This is a genomic window from Pseudomonas sp. Root401 (assembly GCF_001425105.1).
In the GTDB taxonomy this organism is placed as follows: domain Bacteria; phylum Pseudomonadota; class Gammaproteobacteria; order Pseudomonadales; family Pseudomonadaceae; genus Aquipseudomonas; species Aquipseudomonas brassicacearum.
This window is the reverse complement of record NZ_LMDO01000034.1, coordinates 150941-177797: the sequence shown is the minus strand read 5'-3', so window position 1 is coordinate 177797 and position 26857 is coordinate 150941. Positions and strand designations below refer to the sequence as shown.

33 protein-coding genes are annotated in these 26857 nt (G+C 52.7%); 29 read left to right on the top strand and 4 right to left on the bottom strand.

What is annotated here, in order from left to right; translation table 11 throughout:
- Nucleotides 1-58: 58 nt before the first annotated feature.
- The 8 genes from recA to ASC85_RS22515 all read left to right on the top strand — a co-directional run bounded on the left by recA (nt 59) and on the right by ASC85_RS22515 (nt 4492).
- Nucleotides 59-1114, top strand: a complete 1056-nt coding sequence (recA, locus tag ASC85_RS22550; protein WP_057451530.1) for a recombinase RecA — start codon at nt 59-61, stop codon at nt 1112-1114.
- Nucleotides 1098-1391, top strand: coding sequence for a hypothetical protein (locus ASC85_RS22545; protein WP_177343178.1), 294 nt, complete (start codon nt 1098-1100; stop codon nt 1389-1391). Before recA ends, ASC85_RS22545 begins: the two co-directional genes overlap by 17 nt.
- 281 nt (nt 1392-1672) lie before the next feature.
- Nucleotides 1673-2146: a hypothetical protein gene (locus ASC85_RS22540; RefSeq protein WP_057451422.1), complete on the top strand. Its 474-nt coding sequence runs from the start codon at nt 1673-1675 to the stop codon at nt 2144-2146.
- A gap of 108 nt (nt 2147-2254) precedes the next feature.
- Entirely contained in the window at nt 2255-2719 is a 465-nt protein-coding gene (locus ASC85_RS22535; protein ID WP_057451421.1) for a hypothetical protein, read from the top strand.
- A 17-nt stretch (nt 2720-2736) separates the two neighbouring features.
- Nucleotides 2737-2982 carry a hypothetical protein gene (locus ASC85_RS22530; RefSeq protein WP_057451420.1) on the top strand — a complete coding sequence of 82 codons (246 nt, stop codon included), beginning with the start codon at nt 2737-2739 and terminating at the stop codon, nt 2980-2982.
- 94 nt (nt 2983-3076) lie between these two features.
- Nucleotides 3077-3415: a hypothetical protein gene (locus ASC85_RS22525; RefSeq protein WP_116893035.1), complete on the top strand. Its 339-nt coding sequence runs from the start codon at nt 3077-3079 to the stop codon at nt 3413-3415.
- A gap of 14 nt (nt 3416-3429) precedes the next feature.
- The gene (locus ASC85_RS22520; RefSeq protein WP_057451418.1) at nt 3430-3765 is read left to right on the top strand and encodes a hypothetical protein; all 336 of its coding nucleotides are present in this window, start codon (nt 3430-3432) and stop codon (nt 3763-3765) included.
- A 157-nt stretch (nt 3766-3922) separates the two neighbouring features.
- On the top strand, nt 3923-4492 hold the full coding sequence (locus ASC85_RS22515; RefSeq protein ID WP_057451417.1) for a hypothetical protein: 570 nt from the start codon (nt 3923-3925) through the stop codon (nt 4490-4492).
- A gap of 148 nt (nt 4493-4640) precedes the next feature.
- On the opposite strand, the gene ASC85_RS22510 is transcribed toward ASC85_RS22515, so the two are convergent.
- Together ASC85_RS22510 and ASC85_RS22505 are read right to left on the bottom strand one after the other, a co-directional pair.
- A complete protein-coding gene (locus tag ASC85_RS22510) occupies nt 4641-5081 on the bottom strand; it encodes a hypothetical protein (RefSeq protein ID WP_057451416.1) in 441 nt (146 codons plus the stop codon).
- Between the two features lie 34 nt (nt 5082-5115).
- Nucleotides 5116-5949, bottom strand: coding sequence for a hypothetical protein (locus ASC85_RS22505; protein WP_057451415.1), 834 nt, complete (start codon nt 5947-5949; stop codon nt 5116-5118).
- Nucleotides 5950-6260: 311 nt separating this feature from the next.
- On the opposite strand from ASC85_RS22505, the gene ASC85_RS22500 reads away from it, so the two are divergent.
- The 4 genes from ASC85_RS22500 (at nt 6261) to ASC85_RS32295 (ending at nt 13139) form a co-directional block, all read left to right on the top strand.
- Complete coding sequence (locus ASC85_RS22500) at nt 6261-7961, top strand: DUF4942 domain-containing protein (RefSeq protein WP_057451414.1); 1701 nt, start codon at nt 6261-6263, stop codon at nt 7959-7961.
- Between the two features lie 176 nt (nt 7962-8137).
- Complete coding sequence (locus ASC85_RS22495; protein WP_057451413.1) at nt 8138-8731, top strand: DUF6088 family protein; 594 nt, start codon at nt 8138-8140, stop codon at nt 8729-8731.
- A 2-nt stretch (nt 8732-8733) separates the two neighbouring features.
- The gene (locus ASC85_RS22490; protein ID WP_057451412.1) at nt 8734-9768 is read left to right on the top strand and encodes a nucleotidyl transferase AbiEii/AbiGii toxin family protein; all 1035 of its coding nucleotides are present in this window, start codon (nt 8734-8736) and stop codon (nt 9766-9768) included.
- A gap of 470 nt (nt 9769-10238) precedes the next feature.
- A complete protein-coding gene (locus ASC85_RS32295) occupies nt 10239-13139 on the top strand; it encodes an autotransporter family protein (RefSeq protein WP_156395691.1) in 2901 nt (966 codons plus the stop codon).
- Between the two features lie 297 nt (nt 13140-13436).
- On the opposite strand, the gene ASC85_RS22480 is transcribed toward ASC85_RS32295, so the two are convergent.
- Nucleotides 13437-14177, bottom strand: coding sequence for a hypothetical protein (locus ASC85_RS22480; protein WP_057451410.1), 741 nt, complete (start codon nt 14175-14177; stop codon nt 13437-13439).
- A gap of 10 nt (nt 14178-14187) precedes the next feature.
- On the opposite strand from ASC85_RS22480, the gene ASC85_RS22475 reads away from it, so the two are divergent.
- The 9 genes from ASC85_RS22475 to ASC85_RS22440 all read left to right on the top strand — a co-directional run bounded on the left by ASC85_RS22475 (nt 14188) and on the right by ASC85_RS22440 (nt 21504).
- The gene (locus tag ASC85_RS22475) at nt 14188-14619 is read left to right on the top strand and encodes a hypothetical protein (RefSeq protein WP_057451409.1); all 432 of its coding nucleotides are present in this window, start codon (nt 14188-14190) and stop codon (nt 14617-14619) included.
- Nucleotides 14620-14633: 14 nt separating this feature from the next.
- The gene (locus ASC85_RS22470) at nt 14634-15608 is read left to right on the top strand and encodes an endonuclease (RefSeq protein ID WP_057451408.1); all 975 of its coding nucleotides are present in this window, start codon (nt 14634-14636) and stop codon (nt 15606-15608) included.
- A 16-nt stretch (nt 15609-15624) separates the two neighbouring features.
- Nucleotides 15625-16110, top strand: a complete 486-nt coding sequence (locus ASC85_RS22465) for a hypothetical protein (RefSeq protein WP_057451407.1) — start codon at nt 15625-15627, stop codon at nt 16108-16110.
- Nucleotides 16111-16132: 22 nt separating this feature from the next.
- The gene (locus ASC85_RS31525) at nt 16133-17257 is read left to right on the top strand and encodes a competence type IV pilus major pilin ComGC (RefSeq protein ID WP_236712389.1); all 1125 of its coding nucleotides are present in this window, start codon (nt 16133-16135) and stop codon (nt 17255-17257) included.
- A 453-nt stretch (nt 17258-17710) separates the two neighbouring features.
- A complete protein-coding gene (locus ASC85_RS22460) occupies nt 17711-18148 on the top strand; it encodes a hypothetical protein (protein WP_057451406.1) in 438 nt (145 codons plus the stop codon).
- A gap of 44 nt (nt 18149-18192) precedes the next feature.
- A complete protein-coding gene (locus tag ASC85_RS22455) occupies nt 18193-18582 on the top strand; it encodes a response regulator (protein WP_162254886.1) in 390 nt (129 codons plus the stop codon).
- A 1-nt stretch (nt 18583) separates the two neighbouring features.
- Nucleotides 18584-19123 (top strand): prepilin peptidase, encoded by a 540-nt coding sequence (locus ASC85_RS33935; protein ID WP_057451404.1) that lies wholly within the window; start codon nt 18584-18586, stop codon nt 19121-19123.
- Nucleotides 19124-19185: 62 nt separating this feature from the next.
- A complete protein-coding gene (locus tag ASC85_RS22445; RefSeq protein ID WP_057451403.1) occupies nt 19186-19938 on the top strand; it encodes a prepilin peptidase in 753 nt (250 codons plus the stop codon).
- 255 nt (nt 19939-20193) lie between these two features.
- On the top strand, nt 20194-21504 hold the full coding sequence (locus ASC85_RS22440; RefSeq protein ID WP_057451402.1) for a tyrosine-type recombinase/integrase: 1311 nt from the start codon (nt 20194-20196) through the stop codon (nt 21502-21504).
- Nucleotides 21505-21569: 65 nt separating this feature from the next.
- Here ASC85_RS22440 and ASC85_RS22435 read toward each other — a convergent pair whose 3' ends face one another.
- On the bottom strand, nt 21570-22667 hold the full coding sequence (locus tag ASC85_RS22435; RefSeq protein ID WP_057451401.1) for a DNA-binding protein: 1098 nt from the start codon (nt 22665-22667) through the stop codon (nt 21570-21572).
- A gap of 248 nt (nt 22668-22915) precedes the next feature.
- Between ASC85_RS22435 and ASC85_RS22430 the strand changes: the two genes are divergently transcribed.
- The 8 genes from ASC85_RS22430 to ASC85_RS22405 all read left to right on the top strand — a co-directional run bounded on the left by ASC85_RS22430 (nt 22916) and on the right by ASC85_RS22405 (nt 26693).
- Nucleotides 22916-23404 (top strand): hypothetical protein, encoded by a 489-nt coding sequence (locus tag ASC85_RS22430; protein WP_133125559.1) that lies wholly within the window; start codon nt 22916-22918, stop codon nt 23402-23404.
- Nucleotides 23405-23477: 73 nt separating this feature from the next.
- Nucleotides 23478-23807 (top strand): hypothetical protein, encoded by a 330-nt coding sequence (locus ASC85_RS22425; RefSeq protein WP_156395690.1) that lies wholly within the window; start codon nt 23478-23480, stop codon nt 23805-23807.
- 262 nt (nt 23808-24069) lie between these two features.
- Nucleotides 24070-24246, top strand: a complete 177-nt coding sequence (locus ASC85_RS32290) for a hypothetical protein (protein WP_156395689.1) — start codon at nt 24070-24072, stop codon at nt 24244-24246.
- 8 nt (nt 24247-24254) lie between these two features.
- Entirely contained in the window at nt 24255-24479 is a 225-nt protein-coding gene (locus ASC85_RS32285; RefSeq protein ID WP_133125557.1) for a hypothetical protein, read from the top strand.
- 7 nt (nt 24480-24486) lie between these two features.
- Nucleotides 24487-24795 carry a hypothetical protein gene (locus ASC85_RS22420; RefSeq protein WP_101165783.1) on the top strand — a complete coding sequence of 103 codons (309 nt, stop codon included), beginning with the start codon at nt 24487-24489 and terminating at the stop codon, nt 24793-24795.
- 109 nt (nt 24796-24904) lie between these two features.
- Nucleotides 24905-25330 (top strand): hypothetical protein, encoded by a 426-nt coding sequence (locus ASC85_RS22415; RefSeq protein WP_057451397.1) that lies wholly within the window; start codon nt 24905-24907, stop codon nt 25328-25330.
- Nucleotides 25331-25512: 182 nt separating this feature from the next.
- A complete protein-coding gene (locus ASC85_RS32280) occupies nt 25513-25908 on the top strand; it encodes a hypothetical protein (RefSeq protein WP_156395688.1) in 396 nt (131 codons plus the stop codon).
- Nucleotides 25909-26369: 461 nt separating this feature from the next.
- A complete protein-coding gene (locus tag ASC85_RS22405) occupies nt 26370-26693 on the top strand; it encodes a hypothetical protein (protein ID WP_057451395.1) in 324 nt (107 codons plus the stop codon).
- Nucleotides 26694-26857: the final 164 nt, after the last annotated feature.

Sequence of the window (26857 nt, the reverse complement as noted above, 5' to 3'; positions counted from 1 at the left end):
ACACGCTCAGATGGTCGTTATCGTTTACTCCAGAATTCTTAACCCATGAGGATGAATGATGGACGACCAGAAGAAGAAGGCCTTGGCAGCAGCTCTCGGGCAAATCGAGAAGCAATTTGGCAAAAACGCGGTGATGCGTATGGGCGACCATGAGCGAGTGAAAATCGATGTAATCCCAACCGGATCGCTAGGTCTGGATGAAGCCCTTGGGATCGGTGGATTACCGCGTGGGCGTATCGTCGAAATCTACGGGCCAGAGTCATCGGGCAAGACAACACTGACTTTGGAAGTTATCGCACAGGCTCAAGCCTTGGGGCATACCTGTGCCTTCGTGGATGCGGAACACGCCCTCGACCCAGACTATGCAGCGAAGCTTGGCGTGGTCGTCGATGACCTTCTGCTGTCCCAGCCAGACACTGGCGAGCAGGCTTTGGAGATTACCGATATGTTGGTGCGCTCCAATGCAGTAGACGTTGTGATCATCGACAGCGTGGCTGCGCTGGTGCCGAAAGCTGAAATCGAAGGCGAAATGGGGGATATGCACGTCGGGCTGCAAGCCAGACTTCTCAGCCAAGGATTACGCAAATTGACAGGGCATGTGAGCCATTCCAATACGCTGGTCATTTTCATCAACCAAATTCGGATGAAGATCGGTGTCATGTTCGGAAGCCCCGAAACCACAACGGGTGGTAACGCTTTGAAATTCTATAGCTCGGTACGCCTTGATATCCGTGGCTCGGACACAATCACGGAAGGCGACGAAAAGATTGGCCGCAAGGCCAAGATCAAAGTTGTGAAGAACAAGCTTGCTCCGCCGTTCAAAGTTGCAGAGGTCATCAATCGCTTCGGCATCGGGTTCTGGTGGGAAGAAGAACTGGTGCAGTTGGGTGTGCAGCATGGGCTGATCGAGAAGGCCGGCGCGTGGTACAGCTACAAGGGAGACAAGATCGGGCAGGGTGCGAAGAACGCGGCGCAGTTCTTCACTGACAATGAAGAAATCGCGGCAGAGGTCGATACGCTCTTGCGGGAAAAGCTGTTCAACCGAGTACCCTCGGCTGGGAATCATCCAGTCCCGCATGAGGTTAGTGAAAACGACGATGGCAACGCACTTTGATCCCTACCCTGACGACGATGAAGCTGAGCAGGCGCCATGCGGCATTTGGCTCGGTGAAGCCAGCAACGGCACCAGCAACTGGGCACACGTCGATTGCGGTTTGTGCCTGAGAATGAAAGCCAAGATCAGCGCCGCGCACGAAGCAAGCGAGGCCGCCATCGTCGAGCAGATGGGCGATATGGCCGCGTTTATGCGCGTAGGCATCCCAACGGCAGAACTTGAAGCGACAGGCTGCTTTGGCCTACAGGATCGAACAGGGGATACGGTAAAGCCATGAAGATTTCACAAACAGTATGGCCGCTGCGCCTGCATAGCGTCCGTGTGACCCCTGAGTCGCTGGCCCATTTCATGGTTATGGATGGTATCGAACCCCCCCTCCCCAGGCGCACGCGCATTCTTGGCCTCGATTGAGGCTCAGACTAACAAGCCCGGATAGGACGGAAAAGCCTGCCAGACATTCATAAATTGGCAGCAGTGGCCGAGACAGAAACACGAGACACTCCCTTTGCCCGCTTACTGGCCTACGGCAGTACAAGCCCTACCACCTGAGAATTTCAAATGAAACAAAAGCACGCTCACTTCGCACTTACCGTCGCCTTTGTTGTGCTGATGACCGGCTGCGCGTCTTCGCCAAAGCAGGATCTGGCTAACCTTCCACCGCCAAAAGATTCGCATGAGGCAGCCCAGCGCATCCAGATCGAGGCGCAGGTAACACCGCAGGGCGAAGCATCACCGGTTGTGCTTTCAAAAAATGGACATGAGGTCATGTACATCAAGCGTACTTACCCTGGATCAGAAGGCATGACTCCGCAGCAAATCGAATTGTCCAAGCAGTTCGGCACTTACGATGATCTTCAAGAAAGCGTTGCAGTAGATCAGGGGAGCGTTTGGGTTGGCACCGTTGTTACGCTGGCGGATGGTAAGTGCACAGAGTCGACCAGCTCTATTGCCGAGATTCCAAAAGTACCCGGCGAGCCAAAAATGAATGTTGTAAACAAACTTATTCCTTGCCCCGCCGTTCAAGCGAATTGATCAAGGAAAAGTCATTCAGCTGCCCGCAATCCCTGACCCTCAAAAGCCGGGGCCGAGGCATTAGAAGTGCGCGATTTTCGCGTATTACCAAAGGGAATGAAACGTAAAATGAGCAACGACTTGCTGATGCAACATGCGGTAGCCGCGCTTGAAAAGATCGCCGAAGCACAACGCGACCTGTTCCAAGCCCGAAAGATTGGAATGGAGGTTGTTATACCTGCCGACGTTGAAACTGCATATGTAGGCAAACATGGCGACGATGGCCGTAAGGTCATCGATTTTTTGCGCGGAAACGTGAACCTGACAGTTCATGGAAAGGAACCGATCATGCAAAAAAGCAACGAAGACCACGAAGTAACCTCTCCACAGATTGACGGGCTAGGAACCCTTCAAGGGCTTCTTATGTACGTGTTTCTCGGCATGACTTGTACCGGCATAGCCTTGTGGGCTTTGCCATATTCTGCGAGCGCTTTTGAAATCTCAGTGCTATTTCCAACCGCTATTGCGATCTTCTCGCTTTGGCAGTCGTTTAGGTTCTACAACGACCTTTGCAGCTTGCTCCGAAAGCCTTAAGTTCGAGGAAGAATCCAATGGCAAACACAAAAGCGAAGTCGAAATTCGATGCCATGTCGATAGTGATAATCCTCGGCTGTGTCTCAGCCTTGTTTTTCATTTTGGGTGGAATTGGTTACGCCGTGAATGACTTTCTCTATGACGGTCGCCCAGGCTGGATTGGCAATACCAGTGCATTGGTTTTGTCGTGCGGGATTGCTGGCATTTTCGGCAGTACGCTGATTTTCGCCGGCAACCAGCATGCTCCCAAAAAGTCCAACTAACACGGAACAGTCGCTGCACCCACAAGCCCGGCACGTGCGGGCCTCGTCAATAAGCACAGGCCGCTTTCGGCCCTCGGGATCTAGCAGGGACAAAATGACTATGACAATCGGCGCTACAAATCAGGTATGGCGAACGACCGGACTCGCTCTCTCGGCGTTGGGGGGCTGCGCCCTTGGCGTATTCCTCGCGAACTTCTACGGAATCAGTAGCGAATACAGCTCGGTAGTCATCGGCGTCGGCGTGTTTATCATTCTGGCGTCGATCAGGCTTTCTGGGTTAATCGGCGCGTTCGCCGTTGTGGTAGGCCCTTTGGTATTCGGCGTGGGTGCCGCTTGGGCATTTGGCCCCGCAGGCTTGAACCCCATCGTGTTTGTGATCGGAATGGTGATGGCCATGGCAGGGTTTATCCTCCGAATTTTCAACGACTACTGAATCCACGGAAAACCATGAGCAATTACAAGCGCAGCTTCGTACAGACCTCTAGGGCTTGGTATGCAGCGTCAGCCCTTCATAGGGAAGCACACGAGCGATTCATCGTCAGGGTTGAAGCCGGCGAAAACTACCATGGCGAGTTTGAAATCACGTGGCCGAAGATTTCTCCTGCTGGAAGTGCAGAGTTGCGCGTCCTTGATGACGGTTGGCGTGCACTCTCACTCTGCAATGACTTGGTTGCTGTAGTCGCAGGTATAGGGCCTCTGAAACTGACTGTCGAAGCATTTCAAGAGCATTTGGCCGATCTTGGCTTCGAGGATGCTACAGAAACTGATCGGCAATCTACATAGTAGGTCGCTGCTTGAGCACGCAGTCCTGGAACCCCGCATAGCCGTAGCTTTTGTTGGGGTGAGGGTGCCTTCCGGGAAAGCATATGCAGCACTGTCCAGCTATCTCGACCGCACCCGCTTTTGAGTAACGCATGACACACTGGGAGCACTAGCTTCAATGGACTACCGGGTCAATGATTTCATTACGCTGTTCAACGCATTTTGGTACAGGGACTTCCCTGTTTCCCTGAGTGGCATCGACTTCGCCAAACGTGCCGATTGGACTACGCATATCGCTACCTCAGTGCGTCAGGTCGCGAGCCTAATGGGGCTCTTTTCCTGCTTTGAGTCAGGTGGCCGTACAGACGCCGAATTGCAGTTTGCCAATCGAAAGGTTTGGGCAAAGCTTGAGTGGGAGTGGGAAGAACCACGGGACAATCGGGTAGGGGAGATAGCAAAGCTTGCAGCCGCCGCCTCTGACTGCGACGTATGCGCTTATATCGGGTACAGCTCGACAGGTCATCATGAAGTCAATCTAGAGAAGATCAGGGCCGCTTGGCACGGCGTGCATAAGCCGCTGCTAGTGATGTTGGTGACGTTCGAGTTGGATGGGAATTGGCGCTGCTTCGATCAACTCAAAACATACTCGTTCGACGGCCACGGTTTCACTCTGTTGAGAGAACAACCTGCGCTCCCCTGGAGCGCGCCACTCTCCCGTTGGCAGGTCGATGCGGGGCTTGTAGGGTAGGGTTTGCTGAGGTATTTTCGTGCTGGCGCCGCTGCCACCCCGTGCCAATGGGAAACGCGGACTAAGTGGCTCTTTGAGTCGTGAGGCACGCACACTGAGCCCCGCACGCGGGGCTTTTTATATTGTGAATCCTTCGGTTATTCGCTTGCTATGCCGCCACAACCGTTTTGCTACGGTCGGCTCGGTTTACCATCCGCGTCAATTCAAGCTGAATTACTTTTCCGACTGCGCTGCAACGGCTGAGTCTAACGAAAGCAGCTCGATGCTCTGGTGAGCGAGCTGCGAGTGCCCCTAAGCGTTCAAACGCGGCAGCGCTTTTGCGATATGCCTCAGTGGGCTTTAAGAACTGACTCCACCAAAATTCAAATCCAGAAACTCGTGAGCGCAACGCGCACGCAAGCAGTAGATGGTCGCGAACCTCGAATTCCTCTGGAGGCAGACTGCCCATGGCAACCTGATCGCCGGGCTCATGTTCGTAAACCTCATCAAGCGGGGAGGACATGTACCTACCGATACCACTGTCCACCGTGAAGGTGTAGCTGGTGTCGAACGGGTAGCGATTGTATTCAGCAGTTGGTTTCGGGATCATTTTCAATTCCTAGCTTGCGGTTCGATGCAAGCCATTAGATGCGTGTCGGTAATGCGCTCTTGATCAGTGTGGGGACGTGCTCGGCAGCGGCAGCTAGGTAGGGTAGCTCTATCTTCCTCAGCACCTCTGTGGCATGACCTAAGCGAGTATGGGAATCCTTGGTCAAACGCTCGAAACGATCATGGCTTAGTGCAAGTCGCGCCGCAATGCGACGGCATTCCACAGCTGCTTCTTGCACTGTGGGCATGTTGATCCAACTCAGCACGTCGATACCCGGATCAAACGCGATATCGACGGCCAGTTCAAGGGCGTCGCCCGGCTCAGCTTCCATGGTCGCCGATCTGTGATTCTGTAGTGCTTCTAAAAAGGCGCGAACCGATGCGTTTGCACTTCGTACCGAAGCCGCAGCAATGGAATTCTTTATTCTTGAATCAAGCGAAATCGTCTTGTTTTTGTTGAACAGATCGACTAACTCTGCGGCCCACGCTAGATCGCAGTCATACGCGGCATTTGTTAAATGTTGCATTGCACTCTGGGAGAGTTGAAGCAAGTCCGCAGTCAGTCCGATGTGCTGCTGTAGCTTGCTGATTTCCGATAGCTGCTCAGCGCGTCGGTGCCTATCAGATCCGTTTTGATTCAAGTAGTGCAGGGCTGTTGCCTTGATCCAGTCCGAGGCAACTCGTTGACCATCGGCTTTCGCGGTTTCAAGTGCTGATTCGGCTGAGGCCTCCAGCCGTTCGGTATGTAAAGGAAACAGCCAGTAGTACAGCCGGAAGATAAGTGAATGCTGCCGGCGCGCTTTGTTTTCCTGGGAGGCCGTCCGTGCATTGACTAGGGAAGTGACGGCATCTGCGACCTTTGTGGCCATGGTCTGTAGCTCATGGGAAGAATGCAACGCCGAGGCTCCGGTAGCTAGATGGATGCCCTTACTTTAACGGTCGTGCAGGGCTATAACCGCTCAACTCAATGCAGTTACTGGCTGTACCTTATTGTGCCGTCATTGCCGGGCTGGGCGGCTTGCTCTGAATTGCTTCATAACGCCCTACAAAATGCACTCCTGCGAGAATCGTCGTGGTTTCTGATTATGGGTGGTGACGATTTCACTTCCTCGGCTCGATGAAGGCAATGACACGCCCGGCCTGGTGGGAGCATGGCTCCATATCTAACGGAGTTTGCCGCATGTTCGAATTCAATTTTCCAGTTGCTCATATCCCAGAGGAATACCGGGAATTTTTACCCACATTGAGCACGCCGGCTATCGATGATCTGATCCGTGAGTATGAGCATGGTGAGGCAGAAATGCGCCGGCTCCACGCAGACCTCATGAGCAAGGAAAATCGTCCAGTCCTTGCCTCGTTTGCCTTCGGCGCCGAAGTGTACAAGTCCAGCAATATCACAGCCTTCTGGGCTATGGACTTGTTGGAAATGTTCAACCTTTCGCGAGGAATCAATGCCCGCCAGGAATGCTGGTGGTTCAAGCTATTTGATCTTCTGGGGCTAACCTACATCCTTCCAGCTGACCTGTGGGAGCAATGGCACGACTCTTTCAAGGCGTGGCGCAAACCAGCTAAGGACGGCGCTCAGTCTGTGGGTATGCCCCGCTTTGATCATTCAACCGTATACGGCGTACTGTCCTTGATAGAGGCCCATCGGGCTAACTTCTTCTCGATGAGAACCGATGCGCTATGGCGCTCTCTTAGTGGATGCCACAAGACAAATTGGGGGGGCATATTTCATAAACGCTTCATCCTCAACAATGTATTTAGCGAGGGCGGAGGCACAAACCACGACAAGGTTCGTGTTGTGCAAGACCTGATCAATGTCTGCTCTACCGTGATGACGGGTGCAGATGACCCATTCACCGATGCCAATGGCTTTCTGGAGGATGCTCGAAAGCATCACTGCGGCGAATGGTTTGAAGTCATGGAGGGCGCGCTTCGTATCAAAGCGTTCATGGTGGGCACTCTTCATGTGGAGGTTCATCCGGTGATCGCGAACAAGCTCAACATTGCCCTAGCGTACATCCACCCTAAAGCACTGCCCGACGAGGCGACACTCAAGAAACCACTCAGAAAGTCGGGTTTCGGTTCAAGCGAGCTGATTAAGTCTGTGGTTCCACGGCAAGTTCGCAGCTACCTGCGAAACATCTATCAGGAGCAGACCGACAACGGGCTCTGGAAGCTGCGGCTGCCGTCCTACTCGCTCATCGACAACAAGCGGCTGGGAGGCGCGATCAGATCAATGCTAGATGACGTTTTGGCGCAGATTGGTGGTGTTCGGGACGGTGATGGCCACCTGTTCGACTATCCGCCTGCGGATGTGGTCGCACAAATTGTCGCTACTGGTGAGGTGCCGGAAAAAGTAAGCCACCAGTTTTATTCGACCTCCGCTGAGTTGGCCAAAGAGTTTGTGGGTTGGGTTGGCGTGAGTGAGGCCGATATTTGCTATGAGACCTCAGCCGGCATGGGGGGGATCGCAAAGCATATGCCGCTCCAGACGCACTGTGTGGAGATTGATCGGCTGCGTGCTTTGGCCCTGGACAAGATGGGGTTTGAAGTAACACGGGCGGACTTCCTCAGCCTAAAGCCGGGAGACCTTCACGGCGAAGCTGATGCTGTGCTCATGAATCCACCGTATGCAGGACGTGTCTGGCAAAGCCACTTTGAACATGCCGTGCAATTCGTGCGCGAAGGCGGCGTCATTGGTGCGATTCTTCCCGAGGGGGCTGTACGCAAAATGCCTTCGGTCAACGGAATCGATGTTGTGTATTCAAAGCCGCTGGGGAGACGTTTCAACGACGCGAGCATTTCGGTCGTGTTTGCGAAGTGGGTGAGGGCAGCAGCTCAGCGGTCGGGTGCTGCGGTGGAGGAAGCTGCTTGAGTTGGTGCCACCATTTACGCCAGCTGTGGTGATCGAATCCAGCGTTGAAGGGATAGCTGACTGGTTTCACCAGTCAGTATACGGTTGAATGAGTGGAAGCCACGGAACATAAGGGCTATAGTAGGTATCTGAGTCAGGAATATTCCACAAAACTTCTGACACAAACGGAGTCTCCCATGTCTGTTGCAGAGTCTATCTCGAACCGTATCAAGCACATGCCCAAGGGCCGCCCCTTTGCTGGCGCGGTGTTTGCGCAGGTTGGCTCCCGTGCCTCGGTAGACAAAGCGCTATCGCGGTTGGTGCTCAGCGGCTCGCTGGAGCGTGTGGCTCGTGGGGTCTATATGCGTCCCAAGCAGAGCGAGTACACAGGTAAAAGAGTTCGTGCCAACCCTATTGCGGTTATGGAAGCGGTCGCCAAGGTAAGAGGGGAGACTATCCAAGTGCATGGGGCAGAGGCCGTGCGCCGGCTGGGTCTCAGCACCCAGATGCAGGTGCTACCGACTTACTACACCAGTGGATCTTCCCGTGAAATCAGGATTGGAAGCGCTGTGGTACGGCTTCGACATGTGTCTCGCCTGCGGCTCCAGCAGGCCGGTACTAAGATCGGTGTAGCGCTCACAGCTTTGCTGTATTTAGGTAAGGAGGGGCTGACGGAATTGGCGGCTCGCAAGGTGGCTAGCTCCCTCAGCAAAGAAGAGTTTAACAAGCTCATGGCCTGCAAAATGCCTGAGTGGATGCGGTCGGCACTGGTATGTGCCGCTAAGGAATAAGCGTGTCAAAGTCATATTTCGAACTCCCCCAGGCGGGCCAACGCGAAATCTTAAGTGAGGCATATGCCGAAACTGGCCGCTCTCCAAGCGTGATCGAAAAGGACATATGGCTGACACTTGTCCTCCAGCTACTCTTCGCAATGCCCGAAAAGAAGGCTATGGCCTTCAAAGGAGGCACAAGCCTTTCGAAAGTTCATGGCGTGATCAAACGTTTCTCTGAGGACGTTGACATTACCGTTGACTATAGGGGTTTAGGCTGTAAGCACAGCGTGCCAGAACTGCTACAGCTGTCTGGGGCTAAGCGTAGAAAGGTCAGCGATGCGCTGATTGCTGAGGTTGGCCGTTATACGCGTGAAGCGGTCATGCCATATTTAAACGCAAAGCTCCAAAGCTTCGGTTGTGCCTCGGAATGCCAGCTTTCCGTAAGTGAAGATGGCGAGTCGATCCACATTTTCTACCCAGCTATGGCTGCTGACGCGAAGGGGTATTTGCGTGATCACGTCCTGGTGGAGTTTGGCGGACGAAACATCATCGACCCAAATGCTGTTCACACAATTGAGCCAGACGTATCCGGGCTGTTCGAGGGCGTTTCCTTTCCCAAGGCTGAGAACGTAGTGGTTCTATCTCCGGCCAGGACGTTTTGGGAAAAGGTCACGCTGATCCATGCTCAGTGCAACAAGCCAATCCCAGAAGGCAAGGATCGAATCTCTCGGCATTGGTATGACCTCGCTATGCTCCTACAGCATGAAGTTGGTGTTCAAGCTCAGGACGACCTCGAACTGCTTGATGATGTGATTGCACTAAAATCCGTCTTCTACAATAGCGGATCTGCCCACTATGGGCGGTGCAATACGGGCGATCTGAATTTGATACCCGACAACGAAAACTTCGCAAGGCTTGAGAATGACTACTACGCCATGGAGCGCTCCGGCATGCTCAATGGGCACGTCTACCCGCTCGGTGGAATCATGGAAGACCTCACGGCACTCCAGAAGCATGTCAATCAGCTGGCGTTGGGTAGGAAGGCTGAGGCTTAGGATTTTTTCCAGGCGGTCAAACCTGTTTGTCAGGCGTCACATGAAGCCCATTCAATCCGGCCAACGGGCAGAAATGTTCTTCTTCTCAGTTTCCCCCTATTCACGCGGCGTGAGGTAGTGGAGCTGAGCACGGCGGTAAGGGCGGGGCGAGGCTAAATCTTGACCCTCCCAGGTTCACAGTTACACGAGTTCAGCCGAATTCGATGCCCCTCAAGGTGTAGGGGTCTCAAGGAAGAGACCTCTTGCCTCGCAGCGCAAGATCAATTTTCGCTTAAGACGAAGGCAAAGCACTTTTAGAGGTGGCCGCTTACGTCTACCACTCGTGGTCATGATCAGCGTAAGTCCCTGAAAAATAATGAGCACCATCGAGCGCGGGCCGGATGGAGGGGAAGTGCTATGGGTTCGGTGGAATCCAAAAGGCTGCTCTGGCATATATCTGAGCTTTAGGGGGAATCTCAGCGGAGATAGTAGTGCTCACATCAAAAATGCAATACGTACTTACGCTCGTAGCAGTTGCGTCTGTCAGTAATCCTGTTCTTGCTGCATCAGGAGAGAACAAAACGTTCGATTTTGGCTCTGGCGCAGTTTTACTTAACAGCGCAACTTACAAAGATGTTTATCTTTTGGGTGAATTGCCATCGGCTAGTTCTACGGGCAATCAAAGGCGTGCGCTCGATTTCTGGAATATGCAATTAGAGGGTTCCCTTACTAACGACGCTGACTTAAACATGACCGGCAATTACATTGATGGATTGCTTGTGTCGAGTCGCCGCTGTGGTGGAGTGCCAGGGTGCGTATATAAGCCAACTGTTATTGCTGGTGATTTCGTTAATACCGGTGATATTGATATTGTGGGGGTAGGGGGCACAGCAATTTCATTTTGGGATTCAACCCTCAAAGGCAGTCTAATCTTGACTGGAAAATTATCACCAGGTCAGGAAGGGACAGGCCTATCCGTAATGGGCTCAACTATCGAGGGTGATTTAATAAATAAAGGCGACATTTATACGTTTGGTAGGCGCGCAATTGCGTTGAGCATGCAGTCTGTTGGTATATATGGAGCATTAATTAACATAGGGAGCATTATTGCCGAAGGTGATGGCGTAAAAGCGATACAGGCTTGGTCTCTTGACGCTCAAGAAAAAAATGGATCGATTATCAATAATGGGTTGATCCGTGTTGCCGGCAATCAAGCTATGGCCATTGATGTTTCAGGTGGTACGCTTGGTGCAATAGGAAGGATTTTTAATACTGGCACTATCGACGCAAGTGGTGAATCAGCAATTGCGGTAGGCATTACTGAGTCAAAACTTCAGTCCTTGAATAATGCCGGTGTGATTTCGGCTTCTGGTGATGGGGCTGTAGGAGTGCAGGTTTACTCCGCAATCTTTGAAGATGGTATTTCTAACAGCGGTAAAATCTCGGCAGATAATGTTGCGATAAATGTTGACCCAAATGGTAGCGCCTTCACTGTCCATCAGGATGGTGGATCTATCATAGGTGGTGTTGCCGCAATTAAAGGGGGCGGCACTACAACACTGGATTGGTCTAAAGGCGACATTTACGGTGATATCCTTGATATGGCAGAAGTTGCTATAAATGGAAGTGCAAGCTTCTACGGAAAGGAAATTCAGTCAGCATCAGTCAACGTAAATTCCGGCGTGTTTAAATTGAATGCCGACCACACCAACATTGTTGGTGACTTCTCGATGGCTTCAAACTCTCTGATGCAAATGTACATTTCAGAGAGCACAGATCCAGATGAAGCGATACTCAACGTTTCTGGGCAGGCGTCGTTTGCGAACAATTCTGAAATCGAGTTGATGGCGACTCCAACAAATTTCAGTCCCTCGCCTAGTCGCTATACGCTCGTAAGTGCCTCTAATATCGTCGGGGGCGATAACGTAAAGGTCGGTTCCAGCTCGGCCTTGCTAGAGGTACGCGCATTCGGTGTCGATGGTAACAATATCGTCGCAGACCTGGGACATGTCACACCACCAGTCACACCACCTGTCACGCCCCCAGTCACGCCACCGGTTACGCCCCCAGTCACACCACCTGTCACGCCCCCAGTCACGCCACCGGTTACGCCCCCAGTCACACCACCAGTCACACCACCAGTCACACCACCAGTCACACCACCAGTCACGCCCCCAGTTACACCGCCGGTCACACCACCGGTTACGCCGCCAGTCACGACTGATCCGCCCCCCGTTCCGCCCAGCGGTGGCAATGGTGGAGGAATAACGATTGGCCTAAAACCGGACGTGCAAATAATCAGCGAAATTGTTGCAGCTGGAGGCACCAAGAACGCGGCGAATGCACTTATCCCATTGGCCAAGGAGGTGCTTTCGAATATTGACGTAAAAGATCCTGTATTCCAGTCATTCGCAACGGCAAACACCCCAGGTCGTCTGGCGGCTCTTTCCGAGCAGTTAAAGCCTGATTTGTCTGACGGCTTGCGTACCGAGGCTTTGAACAGCCAAGCACTGGTCAATGATGCCTTAAACGCTCGATCCGTAGCGTTGCGGTCTGGTCTTTCGTCTGGCGATCAGCTTTTGAATCGTGGCGTTTGGGCGCAATCTCTTCACACCAAGGTTGATCAAGATTTGCGTGCTAATGTTGATGGTTACAGTGCTAGCAGTAATGGTGTGGCTGTTGGCGTAGACGCTAAATTCAACGATGAGGTTACGGTCGGTGTCGCCTACAGTGTGCTGCGAACTGATATCGGAATGGATAGCGGAAACAAGCTCGATGTAGATGGCCAAGCTGTAACCTTTTATGGGATTTGGGAGCAGGGTAGTTGGTTTGTTAATGGTTCTGCTTTGTTAGGTTTTAATAATAACGATTCTAAGCGATACATCGCTGGGACTATGGCTAAAGCTTCATACGATAGCAGAAACGTCGGTGCCAGCATCGTAGGTGGCTATACTTTCCGACCATCAGAAGGTGTTGTCGTAGAGCCTAGCATTGGTGCTCGTTACTCTGTTATTGAAATTGATTCATTAACCGAAAAGGGATCATCTGCGGCGCTACATGTAGACGGGCAGCGATACGAACTCGCGGAATTGGGAGCAGGCGTTCGGATGGCGAGTGTTATTGATATCGGGCGAGGAACACTTGAGCCAGAACTGAAACTCATGAACTGGCACGATTTCATTGGCGACGATTCACGCACCACATCAACGTTTGTACAAGGCGACACACCGTTTACAACTACCGGCAGAGTCAATTCACGGAACACAATCTCTTCCGGCGTAGGGCTCACTTACAAGCTCAATGCTTGGTCAGTAGGTGCCACTTACGATAATTCTCAGCGTGATGGCTATCGCGCCGAGACCGTTACAGCTAAATTACGATACGAGTTTTGATCGCGAATGAGCCCGTCCCTTAACGGGCTCATTCCTACAGTCATTAGCCTGTTCGTTCTCAAATCCCATATTTAATCTTGAGGTGATCCGTTTCGGATGCGGGTGTGATCTTCTGGATTGCACCTGACTAGGAGAGTGACACCCAGACGGTCAATCCTGTTTTATCAGGCGTCACCGGGGTAGTGGCCTGATGCCTGACAGACGCGCCGATTTTCCGATTAGATTAATAATAGGAAGAATAGGGTGTATGGGATTTGGAGGGGTAAGGTGCGCGAGCCTCAACCCGCGCCATTTCAATCAGGCGTAGGTCTCTGCACGCCGTACCTCGAAGTATTCGCGAGCCAACTCTGCGGGAGACCTGTGAACCCCGCAATCTGTTCCAATGTAAGAGGCACGATCCCAAAGGGCTGGTGGTGGTTGTTCGCCATTGCCCATTGCTTCTACGAGTGCGTGCTGGTCAGCAAACTGAAAGTACGCACCAAGTGAAAGCAAAGCAATCTGCTGGGCTTCTTCTTCGAGACCGCCTTTTTTACCAATGCCATAGGTAAGTGTGGTTTCGATCCCTGACACGATGTCAATGCCGGCAAAAACTGGCCCGCCCAATCGTTTTCCACCCACCTGGGGATATGCGACGGCAGCGTCGAATACCAGGTTATCAATCTCGATCCATGAGTGATCGAACCAGTATCCGCCGCCTCCTACCTCACCGATTTTAATAGTGGAATCAACGCCTTTTTCCTTGAGCAGCATGTGCATGATCGCGGATGAAGAATGGCAGGCTCCGCCCCACCCGGTTGATTCAATATGCATCACCATAGCGGTGAAGACTTCCTGCACCACAGAGGGAATGTGTTTTTCGGTTGTGATGGGATTCAAGTCGTCGGTAAGGCTACGTGCCATTTTCTTCCCTATAGATTGAGGTGCATTCGTGAGATTACGAACGCAGGCGTTGCTTGATATAGCGGCTGTGATGAGTAACTGCAAGCAGTTCGGCTGATTCCAATCACGCTCAACGATATGCTCCTTTGAATCGTGCATGGAGGATTCAATGGAACGCTCGCTGCTCACACCGGAAGACCAGAAATGGCTTCAAGAATTGGCCAACGCGACCGGCAAAGGGTGCGATTTCATTCTGTATGACCTCACCAAGCGCTCGAACGATTTCGACCAGCGCAGAGCTGGCGAAGTACCGATCTGGCATTCAGGTGCCTATACGTCTGCGTGTGATGTTCTTGACTCGATCAGAGCAAAGGTGCCCTACAGCCAGATTTTCGAGCAGTGGGAAAGCAGGCTGTATCAGGACGTGGTTCGAGAATGCGCTCAACTCTCAGTCTTTGATGCCCGCGTGCTGCTGATGGCGTCCGGCTTCCACTTGAAGACGGAGGAAGCCATTTCGCGTGCAGCTGCTCAGGCCGTCAGTGAGGCGTATGAGGATCTTTATGGCTCGTCGGAAGACGATTACGACGACAACTCGGTCTGAGAATATCAACTTTTATGAAGCCTCTGATCCTGTTAACAGTGTGCCTGACATTCGGGTTTTCAATCTCTGCGAATGCCGCTCCCGAAGACTTTGCCCAAGCGAAGCGTCTGCTTCGTGAACACGTTTACTTCGACCAAAACCAGTCCGCCTCTGGCGATTTTTATTGCGGGTGCAAATGGCAGTGGGTTGGCAAGTCTGGTGGACGGATGGAAAAGACGAGTTGCGGTTTCCAGGCCGACAGTATGGCCGACCGTGCTGACCGGCTTGAGTGGGAACACGTCATGGCTATAAGTGCTGTGGCGAATCAGCGGCAGTGCTGGCGCGATGGTGGTAGACAGAATTGCCAACGTACCGATCCGGTGTTCAACCGGATGGAAGCCGATATGTTCAACCTTACGCCAAGCATCGGTACGGCGAATGCCCTGCGCTCAAATACCAACTACGGCATGGTCTCAGGCCCAGCTGTCCCCCTTGGTTCATGCACAACGAAAATTGGAACCAGTGTCCGTGCTGTAGAGCCACGTAACGAGGTGAAAGGAGAAGCTGCACGCATCACCTTTTACATGGCAGATCGGTACAGCATTCGTCTCAGTGATCAACAGCAACGAGTCCTAATGGCCTGGGATCGGGCATATCCGGTTTCGCCTTGGGAAATCGAACGTGACCGACGTATCTCCTTTTCAATGGGCCATCACAACCCCTTCGTTACCGGAGAGCGCCAGTGGGTTCCTGGATTCAAGCCTATGGGAGAAGGCGTCGAGCCGGCAGCAGGACGCGTTAGCTTGAGTGCAGCTGTGCCAATCGTTGTACATCAGAACGTGACGTCGCATGCGAGCGCCCCGGTACGCGCTAACAGGCGCAGCGGTGTGTACCACCTCCCACAGGGTTGTCCGAGTTATGAGCGGCTAAGCGAGAGGAACCGTCAGGAGTTCGCTACGGAAGCTGAGGCAATCGCTGCTGGCTTCCGTAAAGCCGGCAACTGTTCGTAACGGGAGGATCTGCACCATGGGGGATTGGCAAAATCGATGTGGTATCCAGAAGATCAGGCAGACCGATCCGTATGGATGCGGTGTCGCCTGCCTAGCTATGGTCACCGGCTCTTCTTATGAGGCCGCGAGGTTGATTTTCAACGCGCACGGTTTCGGCATTCGACGCAAGTCCCGCCCGGCTTACTCAACCGCAAGCTGGGAAATGAGGATGGCTATCGAGTTGTCAGGGCTTGTGGTCAGTACGCGGCGATGGTCGGGTTGGGATAGCTTCCAAGGTTTGGGGGTACTAAAGGTTCGTGACGACTGGCGAGGGGCTGAGGGGCGCTGGCACTGGGTAGTGGCGTTCAGGCATCCAGAATTTGACATTGCGGTGTTCGATCCGCACCAGTGCGATCCAGCATTCAAACGAATGCCTTTAGACGTGGTGTGCTTTAACTTTGAACTCTACGATCCAAAAGGTGATTGGCTAATGGTTGAGCAGAAATTCAAAGTCACTTGTTGATGGGTTTCGACGCGACACAAATGTGTACCAAGCAAAAGGAATTCTTATTGGGAGGCGAATAAATGGAAAATCTACTAAAACAATATGGTGGGGCGTAGGTTTGAAAAGGCAAAGTGGATTTACCCTTTTGGAGCTGATGGTTGTTTTGGCTATTATCAGCATTATTGCAGCTTTAACTACGCCTAACATGATCTCCGAAATCAATCAGCGAAGAGCTGAGCTAACGGCGGCGGAGACTACCATGATAATGGATGCGGCTCGTTCTTATCGAATAGATAAAGGAGCATGGCCCGGAAATGCTACATGCTCTGATGCTATAAGCGTGCTTCGCAACTCTACTCCGGCCTATCTGGCTGGAATTACAGCCATGAACAAATATAACTCCCCATATAGTTCCTCATGCACTGCCAAGACATTCAGCCTCGATCAAAATGCGGTTAAGGACTATGACGGGTTGCTTGTGAATCTGATAGCAGGCACAGAAATAGTGGCGCCGGACGTTTACCAGATAAGGACAACCATTGGTGTGCCCGGCTCTGAGCCAGCGCTGGACGCGAAGCTCTCCAGAATTGCCACTGGCAACGCTGAGCTTAACAGGATGCGTACAACGCTTTACCTCGGGGGCAACAATATAAACGAAGTTAATACCATCAATGCGGTAGGCGGCTCCTTTTCGGGCGGTGTACAAACTCGCACATTAAACGTCCAGGAAATGGCAGCTATCGCTGGCGCGCTAGGTGTGCAAGGTGAGTCTCAATTTTCAGGAAAAGCTACATTCAAACAAGGGATAGTATTAGATCACGTCGTAGTTGAAGGTGCTAAGAATTGTTCTGTGGGTGCTGTGGCAAGAGACGCTGATGGTATGACCCTCTCATGTTACAAAGGAGTCTGGACAAGAACCCCAGCGGCAAGAACCTTCGAGCTTACAACAGGAGTTGTTTTTCCTGCGTGCACCTATGACGGCTGGGATACTTACAACGTGCTTAATTATGACTACCCAAGATATCAGACCGTATGTGGCTCACGATACTGCAAAACGCAGGGCTACACATTCGGGTTGGTTACAGAATTTAATGCGGGATTCGATTACAACCGTCCAGGTAATTCGCTTCCTAACACCGTCATCACCGTTCAGTGCGTGAACTAAAGGCTTCAATATGATCTGGCTAACTGCTGCTGACTTTTTCGCTTACGTTTGCCCGCTTCCGCGAGCGTCAACACCAGTTACCCAGTCCACGGGGGCTGACCCTAAAAGCCACGCCTGTAAGCATGAAATTTGTCTCGTTCGAATCCACGGAACCGTTGCCTGATGCCGAACTCTCGCCAGTCTTGTGGCTCGCATAACCTGCTGATCTATAAGGTTTTATTCTTCCTATTGAAGTGTGAATAGGAAGAACAACGTCGCTACGATGAGTAACTGCACCGTGTTGAGGTGAATCCGGCCCCGCTTGTGGCTAGTGTGGTCGGAGGTACTGCTTCCCTGCCCTGCGGCTTCCCAGTATCGGGGCTGGGCATTTTGGGAAGCTGAACGGCGAGAGGCGCGGTTTAGCGTATTCAGCCGTTATACCAGTAGCATTATCAACTCAAGGCACCATCAGAAATGACGTTCAAGAAAATCACCATCGCAGCAATCATCAGCGCCACGTTGCTGACCTCGGGCTGCGTGACCCACCTCTCCCCCGGCCAGGAGCGTGAATATGACGCTTACAAGGCCAAGGGGTTAGAGCAGCAGGAAAAGAGCGTTGCGCTTGCCGCTGGCCTTGGCATCCTCCCTATTGGGGGCTATGCATACACCGGCCACCCCGTAGCAGCGACATTCAGTGTTCTTACTTGGCCCTTCCTCGGCCCCCTCTGGATGCCGGCAGATGCTGCTCTGGCAGCCAAAGAGCGCAACTACTGGAGCACCAAAGACTATGCCGAACGTGAGAAGCGCAAGGCACTTGAGGTGATCGATCACAAACTCCAGGATAAAGAGCTGACCTATGAGCAGCACATCCGTGAGCAGCGTGTAATCGAAGCGAAATTTTCTCCTTACTAACCACCCTCTTGGAGCAGGCTTCGGCCTGCTTTTTGGTGCCCATGATGAAAGTAACGATCCTCGACGACTCGCGCACAGACTCATTCCTCGCCACCCAGGTTGCGCAGAGATTTTTCCCCGAGGTGGTGGTACACGGAACGCCGGGGGAGTTTCATTCAGGGCTGCGGATCGAGCCTCTGCCTGACTTGATCCTCATGGACATTCATATCGGTGACCTCCACAACGGCATCGGTGAATTGGCGACTGTAAGGGAGCAGTACACAGCGGCCAGTCTCATCCCCATTGTCGTTGTCACGGCCTCTACTGACGCTGCACTGCACTCTTTTGCGCGAGCACAGGGAGCCAGCGCGGTAATCATCAAACCAATTACCGTAGAGAAGCTGGAGTTCGTGCTGGCTGATCTACTGCCCGAATGCATCGCTGCGGGGGTTTGATATGGACTTGAGTCAACTGCCGAGTGGCTGGGTCATCGTTCTGTGGTTCGGCATTATCGGGGCCTGTATTGGATCATTCGTAAACGTTGTTTGCTACCGACTCCCGATCATGAAAAGACTCGGCCCGGATTACGCGGACGGCAACGCACTGCAAGAGTTAACTAAGCGACATGGGAAGTTCAATCTATCTGTGCCCCGCTCCGCTTGCCCCTGCTGCGCAGCTCCGATCAAGGCTAAGCACAACATCCCAGTCTTGGGGTGGCTCCTGCTTCGTGGAAAATGTGCCTCCTGTTCTTGCAGGATCAGCTGGACGTACCCCGCAGTCGAGTTGCTTTTCGCGGGTACGTTCGCCGCTCATGCTTGGTTCGAAGGGCTGTATCTGGCTGGCGTACTCACCTTGCCAATGATGGCCATCGCCTTTTGTGGGTTTTGGATTTACCGCAAAACCCAACGGATGCTTCCCATGTTCGGGTATGCATTCGTACTCCTTTTTGCTGCCCAAGCCGTCCTCACGATGATGGGGTTTAGCGCTTACGCATAGTAGATATTCCCAACTTTAGGCAGGCTCACGCCTGCCTTTTTTTTGGCCAAAGTGGAGATTTTATGTATATCGTTGACCAGCCAATCCTGATGATCGCGGCGGCATGCATAGGAGCTTGCGCAGGGCGCATCATTGGCTTGATTGGTTCAAGGTTGCCAGCTTGGCTTTTCGACGTATGGCATCGAGACGCCGTGGCGCATCTTGCGCTTGATCCTGATGCTGTAGGTTCAGTGCATATCAACAAGGGCTTTGATCGGTGGCGTTGGACAACACCAATCGCAGCAGCTGCCTCCCTCGCTGTTGCCGGCTGCTACGGTGGCACCTATCTAGCTGCCTGCCTGATTGGCTTATCTTGGGCATTGGTGCTGTTGTCACTCATCGACGCAGAGCATCAGGTGTTGCCCGATGTGATCGTGTTCCCACTCCTTTGGAGCGGCATGTTGGTGAGTCTGTTAGGTATAGGCGTCAGCTTGCACGATTCAGTGCTTGGGGCTATCGCTGGTTACAGCGCGTTATGGCTCACGTATTGGGGGTTCAAACTTATCACCGGTCGCGAAGGGCTAGGCGGGGGTGACATGAAGCTGATGGCTGTGATCGGTGCCTGGGGCGGCTGGCAAATCCTGTGTCTGACTGTCTTGCTAGCCAGTGTCACCGCTGTTGTGATCGCAGGCTTTCACCAGCTGCGGTCTGCAAGCCTAAGAGGAAACTCTGAGCCGTTTTCATTCGGCCCGTATCTCGCATTAGCGGGCTTTATCAGCATCTGCTGGGGCGATCAGATTACCGGCTGGTATTTAGGGATCGCTGCCGGCAACTAGTCCGTGCGGGCCAAAGGGGTAACTGCTCTCGGTTCGTTTGAGTTGGAATCCCTCCCATTCCCGATTCTCAACCCAACGCTGTGTTGGGTGTAACCTTCCATTTTAAGAATTTCTCCGAATCAGATCGTCATTTTCAGAAAATTTTCCTTGTAGCGGGATTACCGCTCTACCCTCCCCCTCGCCTGCGCTTATACTGGCTTCAACTCACCTTCTGAGGCCTGTAAGTGTATGTCCCAACGATCCCGAGCGACGGGCATGGCAGATAAAAGCCCGAGCGCTTTGCCGTCCTCGAAATCCACCTTTCGACTGATCCCGTTGTTTGACACCCATGAGGCAGTCACCCGGTCGAATGCAGCCGATTACGAGCACGACCGGCCTTTTATCACTGAGTATCTGGCGCGTTTCAGTGACAGGTTTGATGCCCGTTCCGATTACGATGCGGTGCGTAAATTCCTCAAGTCACATGAGGACACCAAAACGACCTTCAATAACTACCGGACACAGGTCGAGCGACTGATGCTGTGGGCATGGAACAAGCAAGGCAAATCGTTCCTTTCATTCCTGCGCAGTGATGTTGAGGATTTTCTCGCGTTCTGCAAAAAGCCCGATCCGTCCTGGGTGAGCACTTCAATCAAGAGCCGGTTCGTGCTGGCCAATGGGGTATATGAGCCGAACATCGAATGGCGCCCCTTTACCATGCGCACGGAGAAGGCAACGGCAAAGAGCGCGCTCGAAAACAACCGCGATGTGCCGGCGCCGTCCTTCCACATGGCAGACAGCTCTTTGAAGCAGGTGTACGCAGTCTTGAACTCACTGTTCAGCTACTGCACTGCCGACCGCGTAATGGACAGTAACCCTTGCGTGCTGATCAAGCGCGCAAATCGTAAGAACGCAAGCAAGGTACTCAAAATTCCCAAACAGAAGGCCTTGTCCAAACTCCAGTGGGAGTTTCTGCTTGAAACCGCCGAGCTGATGGCCACGGAATCGCCCCGGTCGGGCGAGCGCACACTTTTTTGCATCGTGATGATGTTCGGCTGCTACTTGCGCGTAAGTGATCTGGCCGGTAATGGTGAGTGGATGCCTGCCATGGGGTCATTCGTTCGTGACCGTGATGCGTGGTGGTATCACGTCATCGGCAAGGGCAATGTTCAAGACAAGATCGCAGTAAAGCCAGACTGCATTAGCTACTTGATACGGTATCGTCGATCCCGAGGCCTTTCCGACTACCCTGCCCCTGGCGAGTCCCTGCCGCTGCTCACCACAGTTCATGGCCGCGCTGGTTTGACCTCTCGCCTCATTCGAAGCGATGTGCAGTTGGTACTGGATCGCACAGTCGAAAGGATGAAGGAAGCCAACTTCCCAGAATACGAAATCGGAAACTTGCGGTCTGCCAGCTTGCACTGGCTTCGCCATACCGGTGCCACGTTCGATGCGCCGTTCCGAAACCCCAAGCATTTGCAGGCAGACATGAGGCACAAGAGTCTGGCTACCACCCAGAACATTTACTACCACGCTCTCGACGACGAGCGCAGCTCCGAGGTAGCCAACCTGTCCCTTCGGCGATAACCATTACCCGCTTATTTCCCCGGCCAAACGCCGGGGGTGTTCCTTTTTCTCGAAAGGGCGAGTGACTATTTGTCCCCAAACAGGCGCTCAATCTCTCGCTGGGCGATGGCCAGCTCCTGGAAATATGTGTCGGTCTTTTTGGCAAGGCCCTGGGCGTGTGTGAAAACCCTGCGCGAGTGCTCGATCAGGTTGATGATCAGAGACCGGCTTTCTGCGCTTCCGCTATCCCTCAGTTGCTCGATTCGCTCTTGTGCAGCAATCAAGCTACCCTGCGCGGCATTGAGGCGTTCGCTCATCGCGTCCCGCGAGGCCACGGCTTCCATTAGTTGGGCTTCGTTGCGTGTAGCCCGCCTCTCGCTCTCAGTCTGTGCAATCGACAAATCACCAACCAGGGCTTGAAGCTCTGCCTGTTTAGCTTCCGCATCCGCTGTTTTACGAGTGGCCTCTCGAAGACTCGCCTCAAGCTTTTCGCAAGAGCGCTGTAACTGGCCAAGTTGCTCGGTCAAGCGCAACTCGTTCCCGTGACTTGTATCGATGACTTGCTGCATCTGCGAGACCCTAGCGTTGTGCGCATCGCTATCACGCTGGCGCTGTACTTCCGTTGCACGCTCCAGGTTGTCGAGTTGCGCCTCAATTTCATCCACGCGCCGGCTCGACTCCACGAGTCGAGAGTTCAGTTGATCGTTGAGTGCTTCCGCCTTGATTGCTCGTGCCTTCCACTCCCCCAGCTCAGCGTTTGCCGTTTCAAGCTTCTGGGTCTCGGCAGTTAGCCGTAGGCGTAACTCAGCGTTGCTCCGCTGCTCCGACTCGAATGACTGGACGGCAGCTTCCTTCTCCATCAACAGCCCGCTCCATCGGGCCTCGACTTCTTGCCGGCGTTTATCCAGGGCTTCGCTTTTCTCTGCCGTGCGTTGATCCGCCAACTCGTCCATTGCCGCCAGCATTTGCCGTAACGGGATTTCGATCTGTTCTGGGAGGGATTCCAGCTGACGTTCAGGCGTCTCGGCACCGAGTTTGATGGCCTTTATGTACTTAGCAACGGTCGTGTTCGAGCCGCCAGTAATTTGCTGCACAGCCCGTGTAGAGGGCTCAAGGCCGCGTTCAAGCAAGGCCTCCATCGCGGCAAATACGTCAGCGCGGCCTATCCCTTTTTCGCGAGCCATTGGGCATCCTCTAAATAGTTAAAAATTACACCGTTACGTCACAGAGTAATTATCATGTAACACGTTGAGAAAAGCGAGAGCCAAGCTTGGGATTTCACATGCGATAAGAAACCATATCCCATGCTAGAGCGGTTTTCCGCCCGAGATAGGGGGATATGTAGAAAAGAGGTTGGATCGGTGGAGTAACGGCTGTAACGACGTTATCGTATGGCTGCAAGAGTGGATCGAGGGGTAGTGATGGCGGATTGATGCTGCTCATCCCGCTATGGCTAGACGCTTGGGGACTTGGCTTGCGAAGCAATCGCGTACTGCCTTACAGGAATCGAATCGACCATCTGTTTAATGGTGGCGCAGACGATTGGTCAGCATGGAATCAAGCGCCGGCAACAAGAGGATCAACTGTGTCACGACATTACATCGTTCTTCCTGCTGCCCTGGCGGCCGGCAGCGTGGGGATTGTCTGCGGCTACGACAGAGCACCCTTCACTCACTTCTTCCTTAATGTCAGCGACTCATTGAGCGCTGAACATATCGCTGAGCCGGTGTGGGCATCGATGTTCGACACACACTACGACAGTGTGCAGTGTGTAAATGGATTCGATGCGAAGCTTGCCTCGTTTGGTATCACGCTGCCAGAGACCGTCAAGCTTTCGCTCCAGCAGGACTATGACAACGACGTGGTTGACCGCGAGGTATGGTGGAACAGCGACGGCACGGAGGTCGATTCGGGACGATGAGCCGTTATCATCAGCTCGATGGAAACCGAGCGTGTTGGTTTCAACGATATTGATCAAAGCAATAAGGACAACCATGTCGCGTCACACCATAGAACTGCCGTCCACAACGGCTGCGGGTAAAGCACTTGTCGTTGTCGGCTATGACAACGGAATGAAGGGGCCGCACTTCTTCTGCTACGTGTTCGATTCCACCGAGCCTATGACTACCCCTTTGTGGAATTCACTGTTCACCCTGGAGCACAGCCACGCTCAGCAGGCTAGCGAATTTGCACCTGTTTTGATGCAGTGGGGGATAACACTGCCAGAGCGCCTAATGGCAGCGTTGGTTGAAGACTGGGCAAAGAATCAACTCAACAGTGAATACTACTGGCAGCAAGACGGCTCGTTCGAACAGACGTTCTAAATGCAAAAAGAGGATTTCTTACAAAAGTGCCGGTGTTCTGAACCGCATCATCACTGACTGTGGGAGTCGCAATACTCAGCAAGCAAGCTCTGCCCGGTGTTCATGGATGCACGGAATGTCCGCTCAAGTATGCCTAACCCCTGCCGTAAACTGTGGGGCTAAGGCCCCAGATACATCCGATTTTGAATGGCGCGCCCTGCGCGGGCATTGTCAGTAGGAACAGGCCGCTTTGGCCTACACAATCAAGCAGGAGAACGCTGCAATGGCAGGTTCTGACTACATCGAAATCGAGTTCACAAAGAAGGAGGCAATCTGCGCGGCGGTGGTTTTCGTCATCTTCGCAGGCCTTATCCTTTACAGCACTTGGCTCAATGGTTACACCCAAGCAACAGTTGAAGGCACCGATGCTATTGCAAGCTGTATCCGCCTGCGCTCATAGGAAAATGTATGTCATTTAAAGCAGCTCTGTTCGCCGTTGGCTTCATAGGGTTTTTGGTCGGGTTGTTAGTCGCGCTGGATGCTCAGCGTCGTCTCCGGCACCTTCACGTTGCCAAGGGCTTGATCGCCGAAGGTATCCCCGAAGCAGAGGCAAGGCATCGCTCAGGCGCAAGCCATTGGGATCAGCCGTTCACATCCAGAATCTGGCGTAAATATCCAACTCTGCCAAGTTGAGGGAACGATGTATACAACCAAGCAGTTTATCGCAGCGGTTCTAGTGGCGTTTGCCCTTCCATTACCACTGTTATTTTCAAGCCATAGCGACGCCAAGCCAGGAACAGTTGCGATGGCAAAAGAATTCGCCTCTGAGTATTTGATGACCATGTTTACTGTTATGGATGAGCCGATAATCGAGGGTGACATCGCAACGTTCAACGTCGTGATCCTGGATCGTAAGTGCGCGCTTACCATGCAACGGGCAAAAACTGTTGATGCAACGAATCGGTCAGGTTGGCTGATGATTCACCAGTCATGTGTACCGACGAAGTAGTCACGAGGAAGTCGCTGCACACACATGCCCAACCCGTGCGGGCCAAGCGCGTAGGAGCGGCGCAATATCTGCGCCAATAAATCATAGGTAGATGGATTAGATGAGAAGAATGAGCTTTATCAACCAAGTTGGCGCAGGTGTACTTGCAGGATTTTTCATCTCGTTTGTGGTGGCCTTCATCTGTTTTCAGACCGAACTCTTCCGTCAAGGTGCAGAGTCCATTGGGGTGTCTTTCTTTGGGTTCAGCTACTTTTTCGGCAGCTTTGTCACTAGCGCCATACTGTGGAAATTGTCGAAAGGAAAAAGCAGCGCTAAGTATTTAGGTTTCTTTGCGGTTGCAATCATAGCCGTAGGCTCTATCGGTCTAGGTAACCTTACGGCTGATTCTGTCTCTAGCGCTCCCATCGACATGCAGAAAAACATTGATGGCTTTGCACGGCTGGTGGCTCAGCTCTCTTTTTGGGTTATGCCGGCAGTGGTCGTAATTGCTTACGGTTTTCTCCTGTCGGAGGCTCAACCCAGAAAGCCGGAATAGCACGGGAAGTCGCTGTGCCACCATGTCTCTCAATCACAGGCTAATCTCGTAGTAGAGGCACGGCTTTCGCGCCATTGATCGAGTACGTGGGAACGCGATTATTTTGATGTTCGGAGAAATTTTGATGGTGCCAGCAAGCCAAAATTTTGCCTCCGGTCGCTAAATCTGCAAAATGATATGACATGATTGCTGCATGCCACAGGCCCTTTATTGGGCCTTTGGCAGTACCAGAACGCGCTTGTTCTCGGATAAACCTAAGAAGGGGAATTTTATGTGGTTTGTTGGAATACTCTACGCTTGGCTTATGTGTTTCGGTGTTGCCAGCGCCACTCTGGTTGCCAACGCCGATCAAGGTGATGTTAAGGAGTTTTTTCAAAGTGCCAAAAATACTCACAAGGGGCCGTGAAAAGCGATTCCGCGCTCAACGTTTTCATTTAACGGTCGCAGGCGGCGCTTTGCTCGGCGCCTTAGCAGCGCTGATCTACGCGAAACTTCTTCTCTCAATACTTCTATTGGCAGGTGGTGTTGTCGCGTTGCTCTATTGGAAGGCAACAAAGTCTGGACTGGTTGATCTTTGAGTCTGTTTGTTCTACTGATGGCCAGTAAGGCTGACGCCGGCTCCCAACTCAAGATTCAGGGGAAAAGATCATGTAAAACAAACCGATTGCAGAACAGTTGAAGGCCATTCGGCGGGCATGTACAGCCATGAATCCTTGGCACTTGCCAAAAGGGTACGAGTTTCGTCCGGCATGCTCACATTGACCTTCCAACCCATCCTGCCATCCCATGGGCAGGTGATGGTTTTGGGAAAGGTGTTGACGGACTGGCATCTAGAAACACGGCCACCGAAGACCAGCGGAACTAGCACGGGAAAAACGCTGCACACCACCGGCCCGATAGGGCCTTTTTGCAGTGCTTCGTTGTACTCGGTTCATAAAAAGTAGACCAGCAATGCCCACGCCCAGCAGTCACACTGACCCGAGTCAGATGAAGAAGTAGAAAGTTGCTTTTCGCACCCTAAGATCGAGCAGGAATCATCATGTGTTTCAAATACAAACTGCATTGCAGTGTACTTTATGCCCTTCTTGCGCTAGCAGTAGTGTGCTACCTGCCGGTAGTGATCCAGGATGCTGTGACATACCGCGAGGTTGTTCTCGCACAGCATGCGTGCTGTGGCTTTGTTCCTGAGAGTCGAATCGAGCGACCAGTTACCTACGCCCTAGTCGATGAATGGACTCAACCAATTTGGAAAGAGAACGCCGTCAAAACCGAACGTTGGTTGACCTCCGATGGCATTGTTAACGGTCAAACGAAGTTTTGGCGGCTCCTTGAGCGCCATCCTTTGGAACTAATCCCGGAATGATGCAAAGCTCAGCACCCTTTCTTATCTCGGACGTTTTTGCCGGTCTCCAGACCAAGAGCGGGCGCTTTCTACCTCTACGAACAAGTCTGCGAAGGGGGCTCAGCAACTGCATCCAGTTCGGATGAATACAGTTGCTTACCTGCGTAAAGTGGCTTGATCACGAT